This window comes from Enterobacter sp. P82 (genome assembly GCF_037053385.1).
Lineage (GTDB): Bacteria > Pseudomonadota > Gammaproteobacteria > Enterobacterales > Enterobacteriaceae > Enterobacter.
The window spans coordinates 959,592-980,610 of record NZ_JBALHX010000001.1 but is presented as its reverse complement, the minus strand read 5'-3'; the positions used below and the strand labels follow the sequence as shown (position 1 = coordinate 980,610).

21 protein-coding genes are annotated in these 21,019 nt (G+C 53.0%); 8 read left to right on the top strand and 13 right to left on the bottom strand.

What is annotated here, in order from left to right; translation table 11 throughout:
• Nucleotides 1-7 precede the first annotated feature (7 nt).
• The 13 genes from pgmB to pspA form a co-directional block, all read right to left on the bottom strand.
• Nucleotides 8-673 carry a beta-phosphoglucomutase gene (pgmB, locus tag WB237_RS04575; protein ID WP_114977070.1) on the bottom strand — a complete coding sequence of 222 codons (666 nt, stop codon included), beginning with the start codon at nucleotides 671-673 and terminating at the stop codon, nucleotides 8-10.
• Nucleotides 663-2,942 (bottom strand): glycoside hydrolase family 65 protein, encoded by a 2,280-nt coding sequence (locus WB237_RS04570; protein WP_336210736.1) that lies wholly within the window; start codon nucleotides 2,940-2,942, stop codon nucleotides 663-665. Before WB237_RS04570 ends, pgmB begins: the two co-directional genes overlap by 11 nt.
• Nucleotides 2,936-3,994: a Gfo/Idh/MocA family protein gene (locus tag WB237_RS04565; protein WP_236920910.1), complete on the bottom strand. Its 1,059-nt coding sequence runs from the start codon at nucleotides 3,992-3,994 to the stop codon at nucleotides 2,936-2,938. Before WB237_RS04565 ends, WB237_RS04570 begins: the two co-directional genes overlap by 7 nt.
• Before the next feature lie 11 nt (nucleotides 3,995-4,005).
• On the bottom strand, nucleotides 4,006-4,794 hold the full coding sequence (locus WB237_RS04560) for a sugar phosphate isomerase/epimerase family protein (protein ID WP_336210734.1): 789 nt from the start codon (nucleotides 4,792-4,794) through the stop codon (nucleotides 4,006-4,008).
• A 17-nt stretch (nucleotides 4,795-4,811) separates the two neighbouring features.
• Nucleotides 4,812-5,864 carry a zinc-dependent alcohol dehydrogenase gene (locus WB237_RS04555; RefSeq protein ID WP_336210731.1) on the bottom strand — a complete coding sequence of 351 codons (1,053 nt, stop codon included), beginning with the start codon at nucleotides 5,862-5,864 and terminating at the stop codon, nucleotides 4,812-4,814.
• A 29-nt stretch (nucleotides 5,865-5,893) separates the two neighbouring features.
• The gene (locus tag WB237_RS04550; RefSeq protein ID WP_114977066.1) at nucleotides 5,894-6,736 is read right to left on the bottom strand and encodes a carbohydrate ABC transporter permease; all 843 of its coding nucleotides are present in this window, start codon (nucleotides 6,734-6,736) and stop codon (nucleotides 5,894-5,896) included.
• Nucleotides 6,723-7,604: a carbohydrate ABC transporter permease gene (locus WB237_RS04545; RefSeq protein WP_114977065.1), complete on the bottom strand. Its 882-nt coding sequence runs from the start codon at nucleotides 7,602-7,604 to the stop codon at nucleotides 6,723-6,725. The genes WB237_RS04550 and WB237_RS04545 overlap by 14 nt, the downstream gene beginning before the upstream one ends.
• A 22-nt stretch (nucleotides 7,605-7,626) precedes the next feature.
• The gene (locus WB237_RS04540) at nucleotides 7,627-8,919 is read right to left on the bottom strand and encodes an ABC transporter substrate-binding protein (RefSeq protein ID WP_336210727.1); all 1,293 of its coding nucleotides are present in this window, start codon (nucleotides 8,917-8,919) and stop codon (nucleotides 7,627-7,629) included.
• Between the two features lie 13 nt (nucleotides 8,920-8,932).
• Nucleotides 8,933-10,618 carry a sugar phosphorylase gene (locus tag WB237_RS04535; protein WP_336213475.1) on the bottom strand — a complete coding sequence of 562 codons (1,686 nt, stop codon included), beginning with the start codon at nucleotides 10,616-10,618 and terminating at the stop codon, nucleotides 8,933-8,935.
• A gap of 213 nt (nucleotides 10,619-10,831) precedes the next feature.
• Nucleotides 10,832-11,056 carry a phage shock protein PspD gene (gene pspD / locus WB237_RS04530; protein WP_336210724.1) on the bottom strand — a complete coding sequence of 75 codons (225 nt, stop codon included), beginning with the start codon at nucleotides 11,054-11,056 and terminating at the stop codon, nucleotides 10,832-10,834.
• Nucleotides 11,057-11,068: 12 nt separating this feature from the next.
• Entirely contained in the window at nucleotides 11,069-11,428 is a 360-nt protein-coding gene (gene pspC / locus WB237_RS04525; RefSeq protein WP_028018825.1) for an envelope stress response membrane protein PspC, read from the bottom strand.
• On the bottom strand, nucleotides 11,428-11,652 hold the full coding sequence (gene pspB / locus WB237_RS04520; RefSeq protein ID WP_336210720.1) for an envelope stress response membrane protein PspB: 225 nt from the start codon (nucleotides 11,650-11,652) through the stop codon (nucleotides 11,428-11,430). Before pspB ends, pspC begins: the two co-directional genes overlap by 1 nt.
• Nucleotides 11,653-11,706: 54 nt before the next feature.
• Nucleotides 11,707-12,375 carry a phage shock protein PspA gene (gene pspA / locus WB237_RS04515; RefSeq protein ID WP_114977060.1) on the bottom strand — a complete coding sequence of 223 codons (669 nt, stop codon included), beginning with the start codon at nucleotides 12,373-12,375 and terminating at the stop codon, nucleotides 11,707-11,709.
• Nucleotides 12,376-12,541: 166 nt separating this feature from the next.
• On the opposite strand from pspA, the gene pspF reads away from it, so the two are divergent.
• The 8 genes from pspF to WB237_RS04475 all read left to right on the top strand — a co-directional run bounded on the left by pspF (nucleotide 12,542) and on the right by WB237_RS04475 (nucleotide 20,939).
• The gene (gene pspF, locus WB237_RS04510; protein WP_336210717.1) at nucleotides 12,542-13,519 is read left to right on the top strand and encodes a phage shock protein operon transcriptional activator; all 978 of its coding nucleotides are present in this window, start codon (nucleotides 12,542-12,544) and stop codon (nucleotides 13,517-13,519) included.
• 88 nt (nucleotides 13,520-13,607) lie between these two features.
• The gene (gene sapA, locus WB237_RS04505; RefSeq protein ID WP_114977058.1) at nucleotides 13,608-15,248 is read left to right on the top strand and encodes an ABC transporter substrate-binding protein SapA; all 1,641 of its coding nucleotides are present in this window, start codon (nucleotides 13,608-13,610) and stop codon (nucleotides 15,246-15,248) included.
• Nucleotides 15,245-16,210, top strand: coding sequence for a putrescine export ABC transporter permease SapB (gene sapB / locus WB237_RS04500; RefSeq protein ID WP_336210713.1), 966 nt, complete (start codon nucleotides 15,245-15,247; stop codon nucleotides 16,208-16,210). Before sapA ends, sapB begins: the two co-directional genes overlap by 4 nt.
• Nucleotides 16,197-17,087 carry a putrescine export ABC transporter permease SapC gene (gene sapC / locus WB237_RS04495; protein WP_114977056.1) on the top strand — a complete coding sequence of 297 codons (891 nt, stop codon included), beginning with the start codon at nucleotides 16,197-16,199 and terminating at the stop codon, nucleotides 17,085-17,087. The genes sapB and sapC overlap by 14 nt, the downstream gene beginning before the upstream one ends.
• Nucleotides 17,087-18,079, top strand: a complete 993-nt coding sequence (gene sapD / locus WB237_RS04490) for a putrescine export ABC transporter ATP-binding protein SapD (RefSeq protein ID WP_336210710.1) — start codon at nucleotides 17,087-17,089, stop codon at nucleotides 18,077-18,079. Before sapC ends, sapD begins: the two co-directional genes overlap by 1 nt.
• 1 nt (nucleotide 18,080) lies before the next feature.
• Entirely contained in the window at nucleotides 18,081-18,887 is an 807-nt protein-coding gene (gene sapF, locus WB237_RS04485) for a putrescine export ABC transporter ATP-binding protein SapF (RefSeq protein WP_336210708.1), read from the top strand.
• Between the two features lie 124 nt (nucleotides 18,888-19,011).
• Nucleotides 19,012-19,800 carry an enoyl-ACP reductase FabI gene (fabI, locus tag WB237_RS04480; RefSeq protein ID WP_003856831.1) on the top strand — a complete coding sequence of 263 codons (789 nt, stop codon included), beginning with the start codon at nucleotides 19,012-19,014 and terminating at the stop codon, nucleotides 19,798-19,800.
• Between the two features lie 152 nt (nucleotides 19,801-19,952).
• The gene (locus WB237_RS04475) at nucleotides 19,953-20,939 is read left to right on the top strand and encodes a carboxymuconolactone decarboxylase family protein (RefSeq protein ID WP_336210705.1); all 987 of its coding nucleotides are present in this window, start codon (nucleotides 19,953-19,955) and stop codon (nucleotides 20,937-20,939) included.
• Nucleotides 20,940-21,019 lie beyond the last annotated feature (80 nt).

The window sequence follows — 21,019 nt, the reverse complement described above, 5'->3', positions numbered from 1 at the left end:
TTCCTTTTCAATACGCCCGGGACGCCCAGAATTCTGTCAGGCATTTCCAGGTCAGTTCCCGCGTTGAATGAAGTTGTAATCCCGCATGGTTGAGACCAGGCCCAATACCTACCGACAGCATCCCCGCACTGTTGATTGCTTCAACGCCTGCGGCGGCATCTTCAATACCGATGGCCTCTTCAGGACGCACATTCAGCCCTGTACAGGCGGCCAGGAAGATCTCCGGATCTGGCTTTGAGCGGTGAATGCGGGAAGCATCGGCACAAAAATCGAATGCCTGATGAATACCCAGCGCGTTCAGGATCCCTGGGGCATTGAGCGATACGGATGCCAGCCCAATTTTGACCTTCGCCGCACGGATCTCCGCCAGCACCTCGCGAATACCCGGAAGCAGCGAATCCTGCGTGAGGGATGCCAGCGACTGGACATAAAGCGCATTTTTTTTCGTCGCAAGCGCCAGACACTGCTCATCGCTAAACATCCCCTCTTTCCCGCCATGCTTCAGGATGCGCAGGAGGGAATCCATACGACTTATCCCCTTCAGCTGTTCGTTAAAAATTTCATCGAAGCCGATACCAATTTCCTCCGCCACGGCGCGCCAGGCCAGAAAGTGGAGGTGTGCGGTATCGGTGATCACACCATCCAGATCGAAAACAACAGCCTTAAGCATCATGACTCACCCCTGTGGTAGCGGTCCCATCAACGGGTGCAAGAAAATCCTTATAAGCGCAAACTTTCCGCCCCGATACACGTAGCGTTTTGCCCCACAGCGTCAGCGTGACAGGTTCCGACGTTTCAAGGGTTAACACTGCGTTTTCATACGCGAAGTGCATGGTTGCATTCCGCCACCGCAGCGGGAATGCGAGTTTCTGCCAGTGAGCAGGCAGTTTCGGCGCAAGATGCAATTCCCCTTCAATAATTTGCAGGCCAGCGAATCCCTGAATCGCGCCAGACCAGATCGCACCTGTTGCCGCAGCATGTATACCCTCATCGCTACTGTGCGGATCATCACCCAAATCAATGCTGATGCCGTCACGCCAGAAGATATAGGCTCCTTCAGTGTCACCACAGCGCGCGAGCACAATCCCGTGAATGGCTTTGCTTAGCGACGAATCATGGATGGTACGTGGTTCATAGAACGCCAGATTGGCGGCGCATTGTTGCGGCGTAAACCGTTCCGGCAGCAGATAGTTAAGCATCACAACATCGGCCTGCTTAAGGACCTGCATTTCGTTCACTTCCGCGCGGGAGTAATCGAGAAGAATGGTCTGCTTACCCGCTTTGGCTTTATAGCGGCTCAGATCAATGGCAGGTTTTGCCATGAAGGTATCATCCTGTGGGATCACACCGTCAGCATCGGCTTCTGGCAGCCACAGGCGTGACAGGAACTGCGTGGCATTATCCGTAAAACACGCATCTTCACATCCGAACATCGTCATAAACCGACGCGCGCAGGCAACGTTGTACCAGGCCAGATAGTTGGTGTAGGCATTGTTATTCACATGCTCGGTGTATTCATCCGGTCCGATCACGTCATGGATTTCCAGACGCCCATTAATTTCCGTCGCGCGTCCTATCCAGAACGAGGCGGTTTCCACCAACAACGTCAGGCCTTCATTACGCATAAAAGCATCATCGCCTGTCGCCTGCCAGTAAGCGACCACGGCCCAGGCAATATCTGCCACGATGTGGTGTTCAGCGAGTGCGGAAGCGACCTTCTGGCGAACCCCGGTACGGATGTTGATAGCCGCGAATTCTGGTGTCTCTTCCTCTCCGCTTGCGGCACTTTCCCACGGGAACAACGCGCCTGGCCAGCCGTTACGTCGGGCTTTTTCCCGAGCGCCTGAAAGATTAAGCCAGCGATAGCGCAGCAGGCTGCGGGCAACCTGTGGGCGGGTGAACAGATGGAAAGGCAGCAGGAAAATTTCGGTATCCCAGAAGACGTGTCCTTTATACCCCTCTCCCGTCAGCCCTTTTGCGGCGATACTGCTTCGCTCGTCATGGGCTGGCGTCATCGCGGTCAGATGCCAGACAGCATAATCCAGTGCCACCTGATCCTGATGTTCCGCAGAAATGACTTCAACCCGTGCATCACGCCAGACCGCTTTCCAGGCATACGCTGAACTCTCAAGCAACGCATCGTAGCCCCTTGCCGCACAGACTTTGAGATCGGCCAGCGCGTTGTGCGCGAAAGACGCCTGCGACAGTCCTTTATCGCTGCGATGCGTCACCCAGACAATTTTCTCAAGCGTGACAGTGTCACCCTTAGCAATTTTCAGTGAATGATGAACACTGAGACGACGATTTTTGGCGGTGAAACAGCTGTCGCTCTTTGTTGAAAGCTGACAATATGCCGAAATAACAACCTCAGACGCCCGGTCCTGCGTTTCATACACACCCTGCATGTAATGCTGGTCAAAGACTCTGACCGAGAGTTCATCCAGATGCTGCCTGCCGCTGTTGGTTTGTGTCGCATCTATGCCAGTTTTCAGCACGGTCTGCGCAGCGCCATCAAGCGGTGTGATCGAGAACTGCATTGCCACTAAGGGCAACTGGTCCAGCGACACAAAACGACGACTTTCCAGTCGATAGCGTTTCCCGTCAGGCGAACGCCAGACAACGTTACGATGCAGTTCGCCGTTGGCAAAGGCAAGCTCGCGCTGCCACTCAAGTATTTCTCCTGACAGGAGGGTCAAATTTACACCGTCCAGCTCAACATCAATGCCGGTGATATCAGGTAGATTGATCAGCTCAGTGGTCTCATTGCGCCCGGCACGGTGATACAGACCCGCGAGATACATGCCCCGGGTTTGCTGGGTATAATCTTCTTCATGCGTAGCGCGAATGCCCATATAGCCATTGCCGCAGGCCATGACAGAGGCGTATTTATTCAGACTGTGTGGACAAAAGCCCGGGTCGGTTAATCCAGAGACGTTCAGCATAATGTCACGCTTTCCCCTGTTTCAGCTGATTCATAAAGCGCGGCCACAAGCTGCTGGATAACCAGCCCCTGTTCTGCATCAGCGATCATCACGGGCTCTCCCTGCACATGACGCACGAAGGCCTCCATACTGCGTAAATGGCGCTGGTCATCAGCCTCTTCACGTTGTGTGATGGTGACTAAAGCACCGGCTTCATCGTTGTAGATGTGCGCCGGGAACAGCGTTGCCCCCGCCTTTTCACCGCAGAAAGAGACGTTCATGATGGACTGCTCACGGATGTTAAGCGCAAAAGAGGTGTCCACACGCAGAATGCCGCCGTTACAGAATTCAATCGTGCCAAACAGGGCATCCTCAACGGTAAACAGCGTGGGATCCCACTCGCCAAACTGACCGGTACTTTTACAGTTTCCCAGCTTCTGGAAGCTGTGCGCGGTCACCCGTTTTACAGCAGGGAAACCCAGAACATACATGGCGGCATCAAGCATATGAATGCCGATATCAATCAGCGGTCCACCGCCCTGTAACGATTTGTTGGTAAAAACGCCCCACCCCGGCACACCGCAACGACGCAGCGCCTGCGCCGACGTGAAGTAAACCTCACCGAGTGTTCCGTTCATTACCGCATCACGCAGGAGCTGAGTATCCAGGGCGAAGCGATGGTGAAAATCATAGGCCAGGACTTTTCCTGCCTTGCGCGCCGCAATGCGCATCTCATCAGCCTGCAGCGCTGTCATCGCCGGGGGTTTTTCACACATCACATGGCAACCCGCGTCGAGGGCCGCCATCACATGTTCAAAATGGAACCGGTTAGGCGAACAGACGCTCACCACATCCGGTTTTACTGCCTGCAACATCTCGTGAGCGTCCTGCCATGCCGATGAAATAGCAAAACGTTCCGCTAACGCCTGTGCTTGTTCAAGGCGGCTGTCCATGACAGCCACCATTTGAACATCACTGCGTGTGGCGTAATACGAGGCATGCACTTTGTCCGCGACCTGTCCGGCGCCAATGATGGCGACACGCAGAGGCGACGGTGTAGAAGCACTCATCACGCTCGTCATCCTTAGCATTCACGCAAATAAGTGAGTGAGTCCTGATAGGCCTGAGCCGGATCGTCGGCACGAACGCGGCACTCATACACTACATACCCCTGATAGTTATCGGCACGCAGCTGATCGAACAGGCTGGCAAAATCGAGGCTTCCGCTGCCCGGCTGATAGCGGTGGTTATCAGCAATGTGCACATGCCCCAGCAGATCGCGGTTCTGATGCAGCGCATCCGTCAGTGAGTCCTCTTCGATGTTCATATGATAGAAATCACCGATGATCTGCACGTGCTTCAGACCGTTCTCTTCGATATAACGACGCGCGTCGGCCAGGGTGTTGATCATATGATCCTGGTAGCGGTTCAGCGGCTCCAGGTAGACGGTCGTACCGGTGCGCGCAGCCACCTCATCCAGCCAACGCAGCGAGGCGCTAACCGCTTTGCGGTCGCCGTCCAGGCTACGTGGGGAGGTCATTGGCGGCAGGCGGAAGGTAAACATCCCCCACGCAGCAGGTACAATAATGCCCTTTCCGCCCACGTCTGCCAGTGCTTCCAGAATGCGTTCAATCTGTTGTAAGCCGTTCATACGGCGTTCTTCGATAAAATCACCGATCCAGCCATCATATCCGCCGCATGCAGTTGTTACCGGCAGGCCAGTGGCTTTGATTGCGGCTTTTACTTCGTCGAGATTTTCTACCAGGAGTTTGCCGTCGATTTCATAGCCATCAAAACCCATAGATTTGATGTACTTGAATTTTTCCATAATGTTGGTCGGGAAAAAGGCCTGGTTTTGTGTTGCGATTTTCATGATTTGCTCTCCTTAGCTTAAAAAGTGACGCCCATTTTGATACTGAGTTCCGGGTGCTGATCGACATACGTCATGTAGCTTTCCGGGCTGGTGGTGAAAGTCACGACCGGGTCGATCAGATCTTCACAATTCAGATAACCGTTCATCAGCAGTTCCCAGCAGGTCTCTTCAATACGCTTGCGGCTCCAGCGTGGGTAATCCGGGTTGGGTTCGCTGCATGCGCGTGAGAAGACAATCTTCGCGTTATTGAAATGCGCTTCACGGCCGAGGTTAAAGCCTTCCGCGAACGGTTTTGCGAAGGCAACGTAGGAGATAGTGCCGCCATAGGCGAGTCCACGCAGAGCAGACTGCAACGCATCAGCAAAACCGCTGGTTTCGATGATCACGTCCGCACCCTGTTTGCCGGTCAGGTTTTTAATTTGCAAACCAACGTCGGTACCAATCGGGTTCAGGCAGTGATCCGCACCATGACGGCGCGCGATCTCACAGCGGTGTTCGATAGGATCAACGCCGATAACAACGGATGCGCCGGCTTTTTTCGCCAGCTGGATAGCAATCTGACCAATCGCCCCCAGGCCCACAACCACAACGAAATCCCCCACTCGCACGTTGGCATCACGCACGCCGCTCATGGCGAACTGCGCCGGATCGTAGCAAACGGCATTTTTCCAGGACACGCCCTGCGGCATTTTGCGCAGCTTATAGTTGTTAACCGCGTTAACGATCACTGTCTCCTGCAGTGGACCGTAGCAGCAGACGCTGTCGCCAATCTGGTATTCAGTGACGTCTGCACCACATTCAATAATGTCGCCAACGATCATGTTGCCCAACTGGAACTTACCGAATTCGATACCACGTGCTGAACCCTCTTCACGCGGGGTGAACATCTGCCACTCCGCGTTGAACTCTTCATCAATAAACGGGCTTGCTGCGCGGAAATCCACGACTTCTGTACCGTGCTTGGGTGCGCCAAAGCGGGCGCGAATTTTTACTTCATGTGCTTCAGCAGCACGGTCTTCATATTCCACCAGCGCCGCCACGCGTGGCGCTGTCGCAACTAACTTTTTCATAACTTGCTCCTGGTAAAAAATTGGCCGCCTTAGCCCTTAACGCCACCGGCGGTCAAACCACTTTTAATAAAACGTTCAGAGAGTGCGTACATGATGACCACTGGAAGCGCCGTCACCAGCGATGCCGCCATCATGCGACCCCAGATATAATCTGGCGTGCTAAAGAGCGTGTTCAGCCCAACCGGCAGAGTAAAGTTGCTGGCACTGGACAGGAAAATGGAGGCAAACAGGTAGTCGTTCCACGCCACCATGAAGCAGTAAACAAACACCGACACGAGGCCGGAAATCGCCAGCGGCACGGTAATACGGAAGATGATTTGCAGCCGGTTCAGACCATCCATCATCGCAGCCTCTTCTATTTCGTCCGGAATGGTGTCGAAATAGCTACGCAGCATGAATACCGCTGTCGGCAGCGTCTGGGTCACCATGGTGATAATCAGCGCCATTTCAGTGTCATAAATGCCGAGCGCGGTGATGATTTTGAACAGTGGCACCACCAGCAAAATCCCGGAGAACATATAGACGGTGTAGAAGCTCGCATTGATCGTCGTGCGTCCCTTAAAACGCAGTTTGGACAACGCGTAAGCACCCAGTGTGCCGAGAAACACCGCAATCACCGACGATGTCAGCGACACCACCATGCTGTTGCGGAAGTAGTCCACAAACGGGAAGATCAGCGGGTTAAAGATGTCAACGTAATGCTGAAGCGTCCACGCTTGCGGCAGAATAGTCGGGTTCAGCGATATGGCCTCTTTCGCACTCTTAAATGACGTCATCAGCATCACGAAGAACGGGAACAGCGTGATAATCAGAAATACCGCCAGCCCCAGATAAAAACCAATGCGGCCCAGTAAGCGTTTATTTGTTGCCATTGAGGTTCACCCTTTTTCTGGTCAGCAGGATCACAGCAAAGATGATCACGAACAGCACCACAGAGATTGCCGCCGCTTTGCCCAAATCGTTGAAAGCAAATGCAGTTTTGTAGAGATAGACGCCTAAAATATCGACCTTGGTCGTTAACAGGTAGACATCTGCAAACATGTAGAACATCCAGATGGTTCGTAGCGTCACTACCGTTGCCAGCACAGGCATGATGGCGGGCAACGTGACGATACGAAAACGCTGCCAGGCATTGGCTCCGTCCATCTCTGCCGCTTCGTACAACGATTTATCAATGGTCTGCAAAATCGCCAGGAATGAAATAAAGGCATACGGGAAGTAGCGCCAGATAGCGAACAGCACCACCAGCACAAAGCTACTGCCAGGGTTGTCGAACCACAGTGGTGCCTGGTCATAAAGATGCAGCAGGTCAACGCCCAGATAGTTCACAATCCCGTAGCCGTTGTTGAACATGTATTTCCAGGCAAACACCAGGGAAATAGACGGCGTTACGTAGGATAAAATCACCAGCGAACGTGCCGTTTTCCGCAGGCGAAATTCACGGTTGAAGAAGATGGCGACGGCAAGTCCCAGCCCTGTGCTGCCGAGCACGACCAGCGCCGTATACCAGAATGTCATCCACAGCGAGTGCCAGAATGCTGCATCACTGAGGATGCGAATATAATTGTCCAGCCCGACAAACACCGCACTAATGCGCGGGTTAAGCGGCAGACGTAAGAAACTGATTTCGATATTGGAAATCATTGGCCAGGCCACCAGGCCCCCCAGCAAAATCAGGCTGGGGGCCAACAGCAACATGGCGAAAGGCATATCTGAACGACCAGAAAACAACGTCTTCATAATTTCCTTCCGCAGAGCGCTCCTATCGTTGTGAAATCAGGTCAGTCAGTCGCTTCTGGCTGTTGCTAAGCGTGGCGCTGAGATCTTGTTTACCCACCGTGACGTTATGCACCATGGAACTGATAATCCCCGACCCGGTAACATCGCCCATACGAGTGAAGTTTTTATCCCCTACAGCACCAAAGACCTGAACATTCGGGAACTGAGCGATTAACTCGTAAGGCAGTTGCCCGAACGCTTTAATCACATCGTTGTTTTTCCAGGTATCCGTGCCCACCACCAACTTGTTCACCGGCAGCGCTGCTCCAGGTGACATCATGACCCAGTCGGTTGCGTTCTGAGCCTGCTCCATCCAGGTCACAAACTTTTCAGCCGCTTTGGTTTCATCTTCGGTTTGACCGGTTGTGATTGTCAGGGACGTGACCATGCCGTAAACGGCGGAGGATTTTTCTGTAGGAACGACAAAGCCAAGATTGGCAGGGTTACCATCCTGGAATACCGCCGGCAGGATGTAAGTGGAATAAACGGCCATCGGTGCAGAACCGTTCATGAAGGCATCTTTGATCTCCATGACATCGTTCGAGCCCGGCATGGTAGTCGTCGCCAGCGCTTTATAGAACGCCAGCGCTTTTGCCATTTCAGGGGTATCAATTTCGACGTTCCCGCTGGCGTCAAAAACATTTGCACCGCCGGAAAGCGCAAACTGGGAGAAGGCCTGCTCGGTCATCACGCTTTCCGCCGTAGGCAGCGCAATACCGTAATGTTTATTGGCCGGGTCGCTCAGTTTTTGACTGGCGTTCAGCAGTTGTTCCCAGTTATGCGGCTCCTCAATACCTGCCGCCGCAAGCACATCTTTGTGATACCAGACGCCAGACAACCAGGCACTCATTGGTACCCCCGTCCAGGCGCTGCCGTCTTCCGTTCGCACAACGCGGAGGATCCCGTCATAGAAGGTGTTTTCGCCTACCGCGTTAATGACTTCGCCGATAGCCTTGCGATCCAGCAATTGTTCCTTATCCATGACCTTCGCGTAATCATGGCTGACTTCAATCACCTCAGGCAGCGCCCCCGTTCTGGCGAGCGTAATCACCTTGGTGTTGTAGGCGTCCTCTTCTACCGGAACTTGCTTCACCGTGATGCCAGGGTTCTCTTTCTCGAATTTTTCGATCAGTTTCGTAATGACCGCCTGACGCTCCTGCTCTACGGACGAGTGCATAAACTCGATGGTCACCGCAGACGCTTTATCATCCTTACAACCTGATAACAGGGCGCACGAAACCAGTGCTGATAACAGCACAATTTTGGGCATTTTCATTTTAGGGTCCTTTTTAGTTTTCTTTAATCCACATCACCTGCCATGGATTGAGGGTTAATTCCTTACCGTTAACCACCTGTCCGGAGAGTAATTCCATACCGGAAAGCGTTTCCCCATAAACGGTATGAACGTTATGACTAAAATTAAATAGCGCTGTAATTTTTTCACCTGATTCAGAAACGCGAACAATTTTAAGAACCTGCTCATCCAATGATTCAAAAAATGCCTGCGCATCCGGGTGAAATGCACTCTCCCCACGACGAATTGCAATAAGTTCGCTTAAGCGGGAATAGATTTTATGACGAAGGCTATTTTTATTACTCAGTTCAAGATCAATCTCACCCGGGCCGTATTTCTTTCTGTTGATCGCACGGTTATATCCGAGGTGTTCAACCCCTTCATAATCGTTACGAGAGCCAAGAATACTTTGAATATAAACGGCAGGTACGCCAGGGAAACTTAACAACACCGCATGCGCCAGAATAAAGCGCGCAATGCGTTCATCGTCCGAACTGTTTTGCGAGCTTAACGCGTCAAGATAGGTCACGTTAATTTCGTAAGGGCTGCGCGTTCCGTCCGGATTATTTTTCCAGTTGACCAGCGCCCCTTCCTGCTGAAGTTTTTCAACCAGTGAAAGTATTTCTGATTCCGGAAGAATACCACGTAACGGATTCAGACCGATACCATCGTGAGAGGCCAGGAAGTTGAACCAGGTTGTTTTTGTCGAAGGTAGCGCCAGCGACCCAGCCCACTGACAGAGGGCTTTAACATCCTGGCGATGAACAGCATGCAGCACCAGCGGCGGTAAGGAGAACTGATAGACCATCTGGGCTTCGTTTTCACCGTCACCGAAGTAAGCGATATTGTCTTTGTGTGGGACATTTGTCTCGGTAATGATCACCGTACCCGGCGCCACCGCCTCTGTTATCGCGCGGAAAAGCTGGATAAGGCAATGAGTCTGTTCCAGATGGATGCAGCTTGTTCCCGGGATCTTCCACATAAATCCGACGGCATCCAGGCGAATATAACTCGCCCCTTCAACCAGGTAATGAAGCAGCACGTCAACCATCGCAATCAGCACCTGCGGTGAGGCGAAGTTGAGATCGATCTGGTCATCACTGAAGGTGGTCCACAAATGACGCACACTTCCATCATGCAGCGTAAAAGGCGTCAGCAACGGTAATGCGCGAGGACGAGTCACTGCTGATAAATCGGTTTCAGGATCAACAGAAATAAAGAATTCTTCGTAGCCTGGTTTCTGCGCCAGATAATGAGAAAACCATGCACTTTTCGCTGACATATGGTTGCATACAAAATCAAACATTAAGCTGGCTGACTTTTTTAATTCCGCAACGTCTTGCCAGGTTCCTGTTTCCGGTGCAACGCTGTGGTAATCAATAACGGAAAAACCGTCATCAGAAGACCACGGGTAAAATGGTAAAAGATGGACATGGGAAAACGAACGTGCAAGCCACTCATTATAAAAGCGGGTAAATAGTGGCAGAGCGTCCCTCTCTACTGCAGTGAACTGATCGGCATAAGTAATCAGGACAACATCTTTTTCATCCCATCCTGATTTACGCTTTTCTGTAATAGCAGCAGCAGCTTGCTCAAGCTTTGTTAATAACGCTTTAAAATGTGCCTCAGAAAATGAGGCACCGTAAATATAAGTAATGAGTTTTTTAATTTTTTCGTTCACTTTATTTTTCCATGGTAGCGGTCCCACGAGAGGGAATCTACTCCCATGAAAAATATCTGTCAACGAACCGGGAGGCTGAAAAATGCAATTACAAAGCGGCGATGTTCAGGATTGTGAACTGCCGCAAATAAAGCACAAGAAAATGAGGGAAATGGGTGAAGCGTTTCGAGCCCTCTCTCACGGAGGGAGAGAAAGGGCTAACACGAGCGGTAACTAGGGGGATAAATAACGACGTGACAGCTTTTTAGCCACTTTTTGCAGCAGAGGCTCCAGTGCCACGGCCAGCAAAATTCTGACGGGCTTACGGGCAACAGATTTGATTGCCCACCCCGCCACACCCGCCGGGCCGTAACGTAACGCCGTCAGCAGGACCAGTTTACCTGCGATTTTCAGGCCGGGTTTGACTTTCTGACCGGCCTGTTGCCAGTTTTGCTTCATGTAGGCTCTCTCTTAAAGCTGACGAAAACGACTGCGCAGCGTAAAGGTATCCGAGGTGACATAGCGCTCCATTTCCCGCAACCGCTTTTCACCTGCGGCCAGTTGATCGTCCACTGCATTCAGGAGATCGCTGCTGGTTGGCGCACCTTCCGCAGCCAGTTCACCTTCCGGCATTGGGTCGAGTACAAATGACAAAATGATGTACGCCACCAGGGTGATAAACGCCAGGCCGAAGAAAATAGACAATACCGTGACGACACGGACCAGTTTCACTGGAACATCAAGATAATGGGCCAGCCCGGCGCAGACACCGCGCACCATACCCTGCTGCGGAATTCGCCACAATTTTTTATTCAGATTCAGTCCAGACATTAACGATCCCTCCAGTTTGGATGCTCGGCATCCAGGATATCTTCCAGTGCCTGAATGCGTTCGCGCATTTTATTCGCCTGTTCGGACAGCTGTATCAGACGCTGTTGTTCATTCTGGGAAAGCTCGCCCCGTGAAGAACGGTTGCTATAGTGCAGCCATAACCAAATCGGCAAAACGAACAGCACGAAAATAGTCAGAGGAATGGCCAGAAAAAGCGCGCTCATGTGTACTCCTTGTCTTACGATGCATGGCGGCACGCTCAGGTGCCGCATAAATTATTATTGGTTATCTTGCTTCATTTTGGCTTTCAGTGCCGCCAGCTGCTCGCTGATTTCATCGTCAGCTTTCAGGTCAGCGAACTGTTGATCCAGCGACTTCTGTTTACCGATGCTATGGCTTTCGGCTTCTGCTTCCATCTGATCGATACGACGTTCAAACGATTCAAAACGCGCCATCGCTTCATCAAGCTTGCCACTGTCCAGCTGACGACGCACGTCGCGGGAAGAGCTTGCCGCCTGGTGGCGCAGAGCCAGCGCCTGTTGACGCGCACGGGTTTCGCTCAGTTTGTTTTCAAGCTCACCAATCTCTTTCTTCATGCGGTTGAGGGTGTCATCCACCAGCGTCACTTCATGCTCAAGCGTCGCAATCATCTCTGCCAGCTTCTGTTTTTCAATCAACGCAGCACGGGCCAGATCTTCTTTATCTTTACGCAGCGCAAGCTCGGCTTTTTCCTGCCATTCGTTCAACTGAGCGGTAGCCTGCTCAATACGACGCGTTAACTGTTTTTTCTCCGCCAGCGCACGGGCGGAGGTAGAACGCACTTCAACCAGCGTGTCTTCCATCTCCTGAATCATCAGACGTACCAGCTTCTGCGGATCTTCCGCTTTCTCAAGCAGTGAGTTGATGTTGGCGTTCACGATGTCGGCAAAACGAGAAAAAATACCCATAATCTAATCCTCATAGTTCTGTTATCGGGCAATGCCCTGCTGAACAGATAATACAAATACCATGCCAGTTTTTTATCTTATTGATTTTACTAGATCTGATTGATTTTCATGCAACAGAGAGCTATGCTTACCTGGTGAATATCGCTAAGGAGTGGTTAATTTCATCATGCCTGGATACAAAGACAATCTACTCGGTGAAGCAAACAGTTTCCTTGAGGTGCTGGAACAGGTCTCTCGCCTGGCGCCGCTGAATAAACCGGTGCTGATCATCGGTGAGCGTGGAACAGGTAAGGAACTGATCGCCAACCGTCTGCATTACTTATCCGGGCGCTGGGATGGCCCCTTCATTTCCCTTAACTGTGCGGCGCTGAATGAAAACCTGCTCGACACGGAGCTCTTCGGCCATGAAGCAGGCGCGTTTACCGGGGCCCAAAAACGCCATCCGGGGCGCTTTGAACGTGCCGACGGCGGCACACTCTTTCTTGATGAACTGGCCACCGCCCCCATGCTGGTGCAGGAAAAACTGCTGCGCGTGATTGAATATGGTGAGCTGGAACGCGTCGGCGGCAGCCAGCCGCTGCAGGTTAACGTGCGCCTGGTGTGCGCCACGAACGCCAACCTGCCGGAGATGGTGGCGGCGGAGAAATTCCGTGCCGACCTGCTTGACCGCCTGGCTTTTGACGTCGTTCAGCTTCCTCCGCTGCGCGAGCGCAAAAGCGACATCATGCTGCTGGCGGAGCAGTTTGCGATTCAGATGTGCCGTGAACTCGGGCTGCCGCTGTTCCCCGGCTTCAGTGATTATGCGCAGGAAACACTGCTTGCTTACCACTGGCCGGGAAATATCCGCGAACTGAAAAACGTCGTTGAGCGCTCTGTTTACCGCCACGGCAGCAGTGAGACGGAGCTGGATAACATCATTATCGATCCTTTCCAGCGCAACGTGCAGCCGGTTTCCACACCGTCGTTAACGAGCGAGTCCCCCACTCTTCCCCTTGATTTGCGTGAGTTTCAGCATCATCAGGAAAAGCAGTTGCTTGAGCAAAGTCTGAAGGCAGCGAAATATAACCAGAAACGAGCGGCTGAACTCCTGGGTCTGACCTACCATCAATTAAGGGCATTGCTCAAAAAGCATCAAATGCGCTGACAATATCAGCACTTACCCGCAGACATTTTTACGAAGCAGGCGTAAGTGCGATACACTTTGCAGATCGAACCTAAAAACCTTAAAAATTATGCGTCTGGTTTTATCGTCCTTTTTTGCACTCGGTCTGTTCAGCAGCCTGGCCTTTGCTGCGCCCGAGCTGACTACGCAGCCTGATATTCGTGACAGCGGCTTCGTCTATTGCGTAAGCGGTCAGGTGGATACCTTTAACCCGCAGAAAGCGGGCAGTGGTCTGATTGTGGATACGCTTGCCGCGCAGCTTTATGACCGTCTGCTGGATGTCGATCCTTACACCTACCGTCTGGTGCCTGAGCTTGCGGAAAGCTGGGAAGTGCTTGATAACGGTGCAACCTACCGTTTTCGTCTGCGTGATGATGTCGCGTTTCAAAAAACGCCGTGGTTTACCCCAACACGCAAGCTGAATGCGGATGATGTGGTCTTTACCTTCCAGCGGATCTTTAACCGCAATTATCCGTGGCATAACGTGAATGGGGGGAATTTCCCCTATTTCGACAGCCTGCAGTTTGCCGACACAGTTAAAAGCGTACGCAAGCTGGATAACCGGACCGTTGAATTTACGCTGACGCGCCCGGATGCCTCCTTCCTGTGGCACCTGGCGACTCACTATGCATCAGTCATGTCTGCCGAATATGCCGCGAATCTGACCAAATCGGACCGCCAGGAGATGCTTGATCGTCAACCGGTCGGCACCGGCCCGTTCCAGTTGGCTGAATACCGTGCGGGTCAATATATTCGCCTGCAGCGCCACGAACATTTCTGGCGCGGTGTACCGCTGATGCCGCAGGTGGTGGTCGATCTCGGTTCTGGCGGGACGGGACGTCTGTCAAAACTGCTGACCGGGGAATGCGACGTGCTCGCCTGGCCTGCTGCCAGCCAGCTCACCATTTTGCGCGACGATCCACGCCTGCGTCTGACGTTGCGCCCGGGCATGAACATCGCCTATCTGGCGTTTAACACCGACAAACCGCCGTTGAACAACCCTGCCGTCCGCCATGCCCTTGCGCTGGCGATCAACAATCAGCGACTGATGCAGTCGATCTACTACGGTACGGCGGAAACCGCCGCCTCAATTTTACCGCGCGCCTCGTGGGCCTATGACGGTGAGGCTAAAATTACGGAATACAATCCGGCAAAAGCGCGTGAACAATTGAAGGCGCTGGGGGCGGAAAACCTGACGCTGCAACTTTGGGTACCTACCAGCTCACAGGCATGGAACCCTAGCCCACTGAAAACTGCCGAACTGCTACAGGCGGATATGGCGCAGGTGGGTGTGAAAGTGATCATCGTACCGGTTGAGGGGCGTTTCCAGGAGGCGCGTCTGATGGACATGAACCATGATTTAACCCTCACAGGCTGGGCCACAGACAGTAATGACCCGGACAGTTTCTTCCGCCCGTTACTGAGCTGTGCGGCGATAAACTCGCAAACCAACTACGCCCACTGGTGTAATCGGGAATTTGACGCCGTGCTGCAAAAAGCACTGGCTTCCCAGCAACTGGCCTCACGCATTGACGCCTATGATGAAGCACAGAAGATCCTCGCCCAGGAGTTGCCCGTATTGCCGCTAGCCTCTTCCCTGCGCCTCCAGGCGTATCGTTATGATATTAAAGGTCTGGTGTTGAGTCCGTTTGGCAACGCCTCGTTCGCCGGCGTGACGCGCGAAAAAGAACAAGAGGTGAAAAAACCATGATTATTTTTACCTTACGTCGGCTTCTTCTGTTGCTGGTGACGCTCTTTTTCCTGAATTTTGTTGGCTTCAGCCTGAGCTATTTCACACCGCATGCCCCGCTACAGGGGTCATCACTGTGGGATGCATGGATCTTCTGGTTTAACGGTCTACTGCACTGGGATTTTGGCGTCTCCAGCATTAACGGACAGTTGATCTCCGATCAACTGAAAGAGGTATTTCCGGCTACGATGGAACTGTGCATTCTGGCCTTTGGCTTTGCGTTAATCGTTGGTATTCCCGTGGGCATGCTGGCCGGAATTTACCGCAACAAATGGCAGGACACGTTTATTAGCGCTCTCGCTCTGCTCGGTTTCTCAATTCCAATCTTCTGGCTGGCACTACTGCTGACGCTTTTCTTCTCACTGACCATGGGTTGGCTACCGGTGTCAGGCCGTTTTGACCTGCTTTATACCGTTAAATCGGTGACCGGGTTTGCAATCATAGACGCATGGCTCTCCGATTCAGTATGGCGTCATGAGATGATCGTCAGTGCGTTGCGCCATATGGTATTGCCAGTGTTGACCCTGGCCGTGGCACCGACAACCGAAGTGATCCGACTGATGCGTCTGAGCACCATCGAGGTGTTTGATCAAAACTATGTCAAAGCCGCCGCCACACGTGGATTATCACGACTGACCATTTTGCGCCGTCATGTGCTACACAATGCACTGCCGCCTGTGATCCCACGTCTGGGGCTACAGTTCTCCACCATGTTAACGCTGGCGATGATCACCGAGATGGTCTTTAGCTGGCCTGGGCTCGGACGCTGGCTGATAAATGCCATCCGTCAGCAGGACTATGCGGCTATTTCCGCAGGGGTCATGGTGATTGGCTCGCTGGTGATTATTGTTAACGTGATCTCCGATATTTTGGGTGCGATGGCTAACCCATTGAAGCATAAGGAATGGTATGCCTTACGATAACGTATACAGTGAAAAGCGCACGCCCGGTGTGCTGCGTACCGTGTGGCGTAAATTCTATGGTGACACCACGGCAATGATCGGCCTGTATGGCTGTGCCGGCCTGGTATTGCTTTGCGTCTTTGGCTCTTGGTTTGCGCCGTATGGCATTGACCAGCAGTTCCTTGGCTATCAACTGCTGCCACCTTCATGGTCACGCTACGGTGAGGTCTCTTTCTTCCTGGGCACTGACGACCTTGGGCGTGACGTGTTAAGCCGCCTGTTGAGCGGTGCAGCGCCAACAGTGGGTGGTGCATTTGTGGTGACCCTTGCGGCAACGATCTGTGGTCTGGCGCTCGGCATTTTTGCAGGTTCCACCCATGGCCTGCGTTCGGCGGTGTTGAACCACATTCTGGACACGTTGCTCTCAATTCCGTCTCTGCTGCTGGCAATCATTGTCGTCGCGTTTGCGGGTCCGCATCTGTCGCATGCCATGTTCGCCGTCTGGCTGGCTATTCTGCCCCGCATCGTTCGCTCGGTTTACAGCATGGTGCATGATGAGCTGGAAAAAGAGTATGTCGTCGCTGCCCGTCTGGACGGGGCAACAACCTTCAATATTCTGTGGTTCGCCGTTCTGCCGAACATTGCTTCCGGGCTGGTCACCGAGATCACTCGCGCCCTGTCGATGGCGATTCTGGATATCGCGGCGCTCGGTTTCCTCGACCTCGGCGCACAGCTACCGTCACCTGAATGGGGTGCAATGCTCGGCGATGCTCTGGAGCTCATCTACGTGGCACCGTGGGTGGTCATGCTGCCAGGTGCGGCCATTATGGTGAGTGTGCTGCTTATCAACCTGCTGGGCGACGGTATTCGCCGCGCAATTAACGCGGGGGTGCAATAATGCCGCTTCTTGATATTCGCAACCTCACTATCGAGTTCAAAACCGGTGAAGGCTGGGTTAAAGCCGTCGATCGCATCAGTATCACACTCGCTGAAGGTGAAATTCGCGGGCTGGTGGGAGAATCCGGCTCGGGAAAGAGCCTGATCGCTAAAGCCATCTGCGGTGTGGCAAAAGATAACTGGCGCGTGACCGCTGACCGTATGCGGTTCGATGATATTGACCTGCTGCGCCTCTCCCACCGTGAGCGTCGCAAGCTGGTCGGTCATAACGTCTCGATGATTTTCCAGGAGCCACAATCCTGTCTCGACCCGTCCGAGCGCGTGGGCAAACAGCTGATGCAGAACATTCCCGGCTGGACCTATAAAGGCCGCTGGTGGCAGCGCATTGGCTGGCGGAAACGTCGCGCCATTGAGTTGTTGCACCGCGTCGGGATCAAAGATCATAAAGATGCGATGCGCAGTTTCCCTTATGAACTGACCGACGGCGAATGTCAGAAAGTGATGATTGCCATCGCGCTGGCAAATCAGCCGCGTTTGCTGATTGCCGACGAGCCGACAAACGCGATGGAACCGACAACGCAGGCGCAAATTTTCCGTTTGCTGTCGCGTCTGAACCAGAATAACAACACCACTATTTTGCTGATCAGTCATGACCTGCAGATGCTCAGCAAATGGGCCGACAAAATTGATGTCATGTACTGTGGGCAAACGGTCGAAACGGCACCCAGTGAAGATCTGATCAACGCGCCGCATCATCCATACACGCAGGCACTGATCCGTGCGATTCCTGATTTTGGCAGTGCCATGCCACACAAGAGCCGCCTGAATACCCTGCCAGGGGCGATTCCGCTGTTGGAATCCTTACCGATAGGCTGTCGTCTGGGGCCGCGTTGCCCGTATGCTCAGCGTAAATGTATCGAGACACCACGTCTGAACGGGGCCAAAAATCATCTTTACGCCTGTCATTTCCCACTGAACATGGAGAGAGAGTGAAATGGTCGAAACTTTGCTGGAAGTTCGCAACCTGAGTAAGACCTTTCGCTATCGTACGGGGCTGTTTCATCGTCAGACTGTCGAAGCAGTTAAACCGCTAAGTTTCACACTGCGTGAAAAACAGACTCTGGCGATCATCGGTGAAAACGGCTCCGGAAAGTCCACGCTGGCGAAGATGCTCGCCGGCATGGTTGAACCCACCTCAGGGGAAGTGTTAATTGACGACCATCCCCTGGAATTCGGTGATTACTCTTTCCGTAGCCAGCGCATCCGCATGATTTTCCAGGATCCGTCGACCTCGCTCAATCCACGCCAGCGCATTTCGCAAATTCTGGATTTTCCGCTGCGTCTGAACACCGACCTGGAGCCAGAGGCGCGCCGTAAACGTATCTTTGAAACCCTGCGTATGGTTGGGTTGTTACCCGATCACGAAAGCTATTACCCGCATATGTTAGCCCCGGGTCAGAAACAGCGTCTGGGCCTGGCGCGCGCCTTGATTTTGCGGCCAAAAGTAATCATTGCCGACGAAGCGCTTGCCTCGCTGGATATGTCGATGCGTTCGCAGTTAATTAACCTGATGCTGGAATTACAGGAAAAACAGGGTATCTCTTATATCTACGTCACCCAACATCTGGGGATGATGAAGCACATCAGCGACCAGGTGATGGTCATGCACCAGGGCGAAGTTGTCGAGCGCGGCAGCACGGCGGATGTGATGGCGTCCCCGCTTCATGAACTGACGAAAAGACTGATTGCCGGGCATTTTGGTGAAGCATTAACCGCCGATGCATGGCGAAAAGACCGTTAACCGCGCGTTGAAAGAGTGGTCGGATTAACTAAGCACGCGACACGTGATATTATCGCCGCGTTTTAACGACGATTGTCCCAAGAAGATGACGATCGCCACAACAATGAATATAAGGATTAAAGCTATGGGTTTTCTTTCCGGTAAGCGCATTCTGGTGACTGGCGTTGCCAGCAAACTGTCCATCGCATACGGCATCGCTCAGGCAATGCATCGCGAAGGCGCTGAGCTGGCGTTCACCTACCAGAACGACAAGCTGAAAGGCCGTGTTGAAGAGTTTGCCGCGCAGCTGGGTTCCAGCATTGTTCTGGAATGTGACGTTGCACAAGACGAAAGCATCGATGGCATGTTTGCTGAACTGGCAAAAGCATGGCCGAAATTCGACGGTTTCGTTCACTCCATCGGCTTCGCTCCTGGCGACCAACTGGACGGCGACTACGTGAACGCGGTTACCCGTGATGGCTTCAAAATCGCTCACGACATCAGCTCTTACAGCTTCGTGGCGATGGCTAAATCTTGCCGCGCGATGCTGAACCCGGGCGCAGCGCTGCTGACCCTGTCCTACCTGGGCGCAGAACGTGCCATCCCTAACTACAACGTTATGGGTCTGGCTAAAGCGTCTCTGGAAGCCAACGTACGCTATATGGCGAACGCAATGGGTCCTGAAGGTGTGCGCGTTAACGCCATCTCTGCAGGCCCAATCCGTACCCTGGCGGCTTCCGGTATTAAAGATTTCCGTAAAATGCTGGCACACTGCGAAGCGGTTACCCCGATTCGTCGTACCGTTACCATTGAAGACGTGGGTAACTCTGCTGCATTCCTGTGCTCTGACCTTTCCGCTGGTATCTCCGGTGAAGTGGTTCACGTTGACGGTGGCTTCAACATCGCGGCAATGAACGAGCTGGAAATTAAATAAGTTTTGACTCTCTTCCCCCATGGGAAGAGAGTTTTTCCCTCCGCCCCCCCTTCGTTATTCCGTTCTGCTATTTGTTATCACCTAACAATATTTTTCCCTTTATCAGCCTTACGCCAGGATATTGATCGCCATTTTGAGATCAAGGAACGCACATGGAACAACGCCGTTTTTCCGGCAAAGGCCACTGGTACCACGAAACCCAGTCGAACCACGCGCAGACAGATGTTCTGCCCCTGGTGCCCGAAGCCGCTAACGTCGACGATCGTTTTTTGCTCGATTTAGCCCTGCCTGATGAGATTGTCGCTGCCTGTACTGGCTGGCTTACTCCTGCCAGAACCTTATACCACCTGCTGTTTCCGCTCTCAATACCCGTGAATCGCCTGCAAACGCTCAGCGCTTATGATAGGCTCAGTACCGCGCTAACGGTCGCACAGGCCTGTGGCGTTCAGCGGCTCTGTAACCATTACGCTGCCCTCCTCGCCCCGCTTCCCGGCCCGGACTCCTCGCGTGAAAGCAACCGACGCCTGGCGCAAATCACCCAGTATGCCCGCCAGCTCGCAAGCTCTCCTGATGTCATTGATGATAAAGCCCGGAACCAGCTTGATGAGGTGGGCTTGTCAACGTTTGATATTGTGGTGATTAACCAGATTATCGGCTTTATTGGTTTTCAGGCTCGCGTGGTCGCAGTGTTTCAGGCGCTAATGGGACACCCTGTTCGCTGGTTGCCGGGCCATCATATTCAGCCGCACACCCTGCCCACGAGTCACGATGCGTGGGTACCGCTTTTACCCGTCGTCGAACTGCGCTATGCAAGTGCACATCAGCTTGAGTCTCTCTCCCGCTGGCAGTCGGAACCCGCGCTTGAAGCGCTGACGCCGGTCCTTTGCCATGAACCGACGCTACTCGACCTGACGGGAGAAATCCTGATCAACATTCGCGAAGAGATTTCTCTGATCTCTCCCGCTCTTTCTGCCGCAACAGAACTGCTGACACGCTCTCCTGACCGCTTCAGCGCCGCACAGTTTACCCCGCTCATGGATGCAGGACTCCCTGCCGTACACGCGATCGAACTGCTTGGCCAAAGCGCATTTGATGGCTGGCTCAATCGTCTGAACGTCGCGTTTGGTAAAGAGGAATAACCATACTAATTACCCAAAGAGCGCTTGCTGATACAGTGAGAATCGCGTAAAACTGTCAGCCGCTCAATGGCTACGAAAAT

Excerpts from the sequence above, each read along its gene's own strand:
- pgmB (WP_114977070.1), bottom strand. The coding sequence starts at position 673 with ATGATGCTTAAGGCTGTTGTTTTCGATCTGGATGGTGTGATCACCGAT.
- WB237_RS04570 (WP_336210736.1), bottom strand. The coding sequence starts at position 2,942 with ATGCTGAACGTCTCTGGATTAACCGACCCGGGCTTTTGTCCACACAGT.
- WB237_RS04560 (WP_336210734.1), bottom strand. The coding sequence starts at position 4,794 with ATGAAAATCGCAACACAAAACCAGGCCTTTTTCCCGACCAACATTATG.
- WB237_RS04555 (WP_336210731.1), bottom strand. The coding sequence starts at position 5,864 with ATGAAAAAGTTAGTTGCGACAGCGCCACGCGTGGCGGCGCTGGTGGAA.
- WB237_RS04550 (WP_114977066.1), bottom strand. The coding sequence starts at position 6,736 with ATGGCAACAAATAAACGCTTACTGGGCCGCATTGGTTTTTATCTGGGG.
- WB237_RS04545 (WP_114977065.1), bottom strand. The coding sequence starts at position 7,604 with ATGAAGACGTTGTTTTCTGGTCGTTCAGATATGCCTTTCGCCATGTTG.
- WB237_RS04540 (WP_336210727.1), bottom strand. The coding sequence starts at position 8,919 with ATGAAAATGCCCAAAATTGTGCTGTTATCAGCACTGGTTTCGTGCGCC.
- pspD (WP_336210724.1), bottom strand. The coding sequence starts at position 11,056 with ATGAAGCAAAACTGGCAACAGGCCGGTCAGAAAGTCAAACCCGGCCTG.
- pspC (WP_028018825.1), bottom strand. The coding sequence starts at position 11,428 with ATGTCTGGACTGAATCTGAATAAAAAATTGTGGCGAATTCCGCAGCAG.
- pspB (WP_336210720.1), bottom strand. The coding sequence starts at position 11,652 with ATGAGCGCGCTTTTTCTGGCCATTCCTCTGACTATTTTCGTGCTGTTC.
- pspA (WP_114977060.1), bottom strand. The coding sequence starts at position 12,375 with ATGGGTATTTTTTCTCGTTTTGCCGACATCGTGAACGCCAACATCAAC.
- pspF (WP_336210717.1), top strand. The coding sequence starts at position 12,542 with ATGCCTGGATACAAAGACAATCTACTCGGTGAAGCAAACAGTTTCCTT.
- sapA (WP_114977058.1), top strand. The coding sequence starts at position 13,608 with ATGCGTCTGGTTTTATCGTCCTTTTTTGCACTCGGTCTGTTCAGCAGC.
- sapB (WP_336210713.1), top strand. The coding sequence starts at position 15,245 with ATGATTATTTTTACCTTACGTCGGCTTCTTCTGTTGCTGGTGACGCTC.
- sapC (WP_114977056.1), top strand. The coding sequence starts at position 16,197 with ATGCCTTACGATAACGTATACAGTGAAAAGCGCACGCCCGGTGTGCTG.
- sapD (WP_336210710.1), top strand. The coding sequence starts at position 17,087 with ATGCCGCTTCTTGATATTCGCAACCTCACTATCGAGTTCAAAACCGGT.
- sapF (WP_336210708.1), top strand. The coding sequence starts at position 18,081 with ATGGTCGAAACTTTGCTGGAAGTTCGCAACCTGAGTAAGACCTTTCGC.
- fabI (WP_003856831.1), top strand. The coding sequence starts at position 19,012 with ATGGGTTTTCTTTCCGGTAAGCGCATTCTGGTGACTGGCGTTGCCAGC.
- WB237_RS04475 (WP_336210705.1), top strand. The coding sequence starts at position 19,953 with ATGGAACAACGCCGTTTTTCCGGCAAAGGCCACTGGTACCACGAAACC.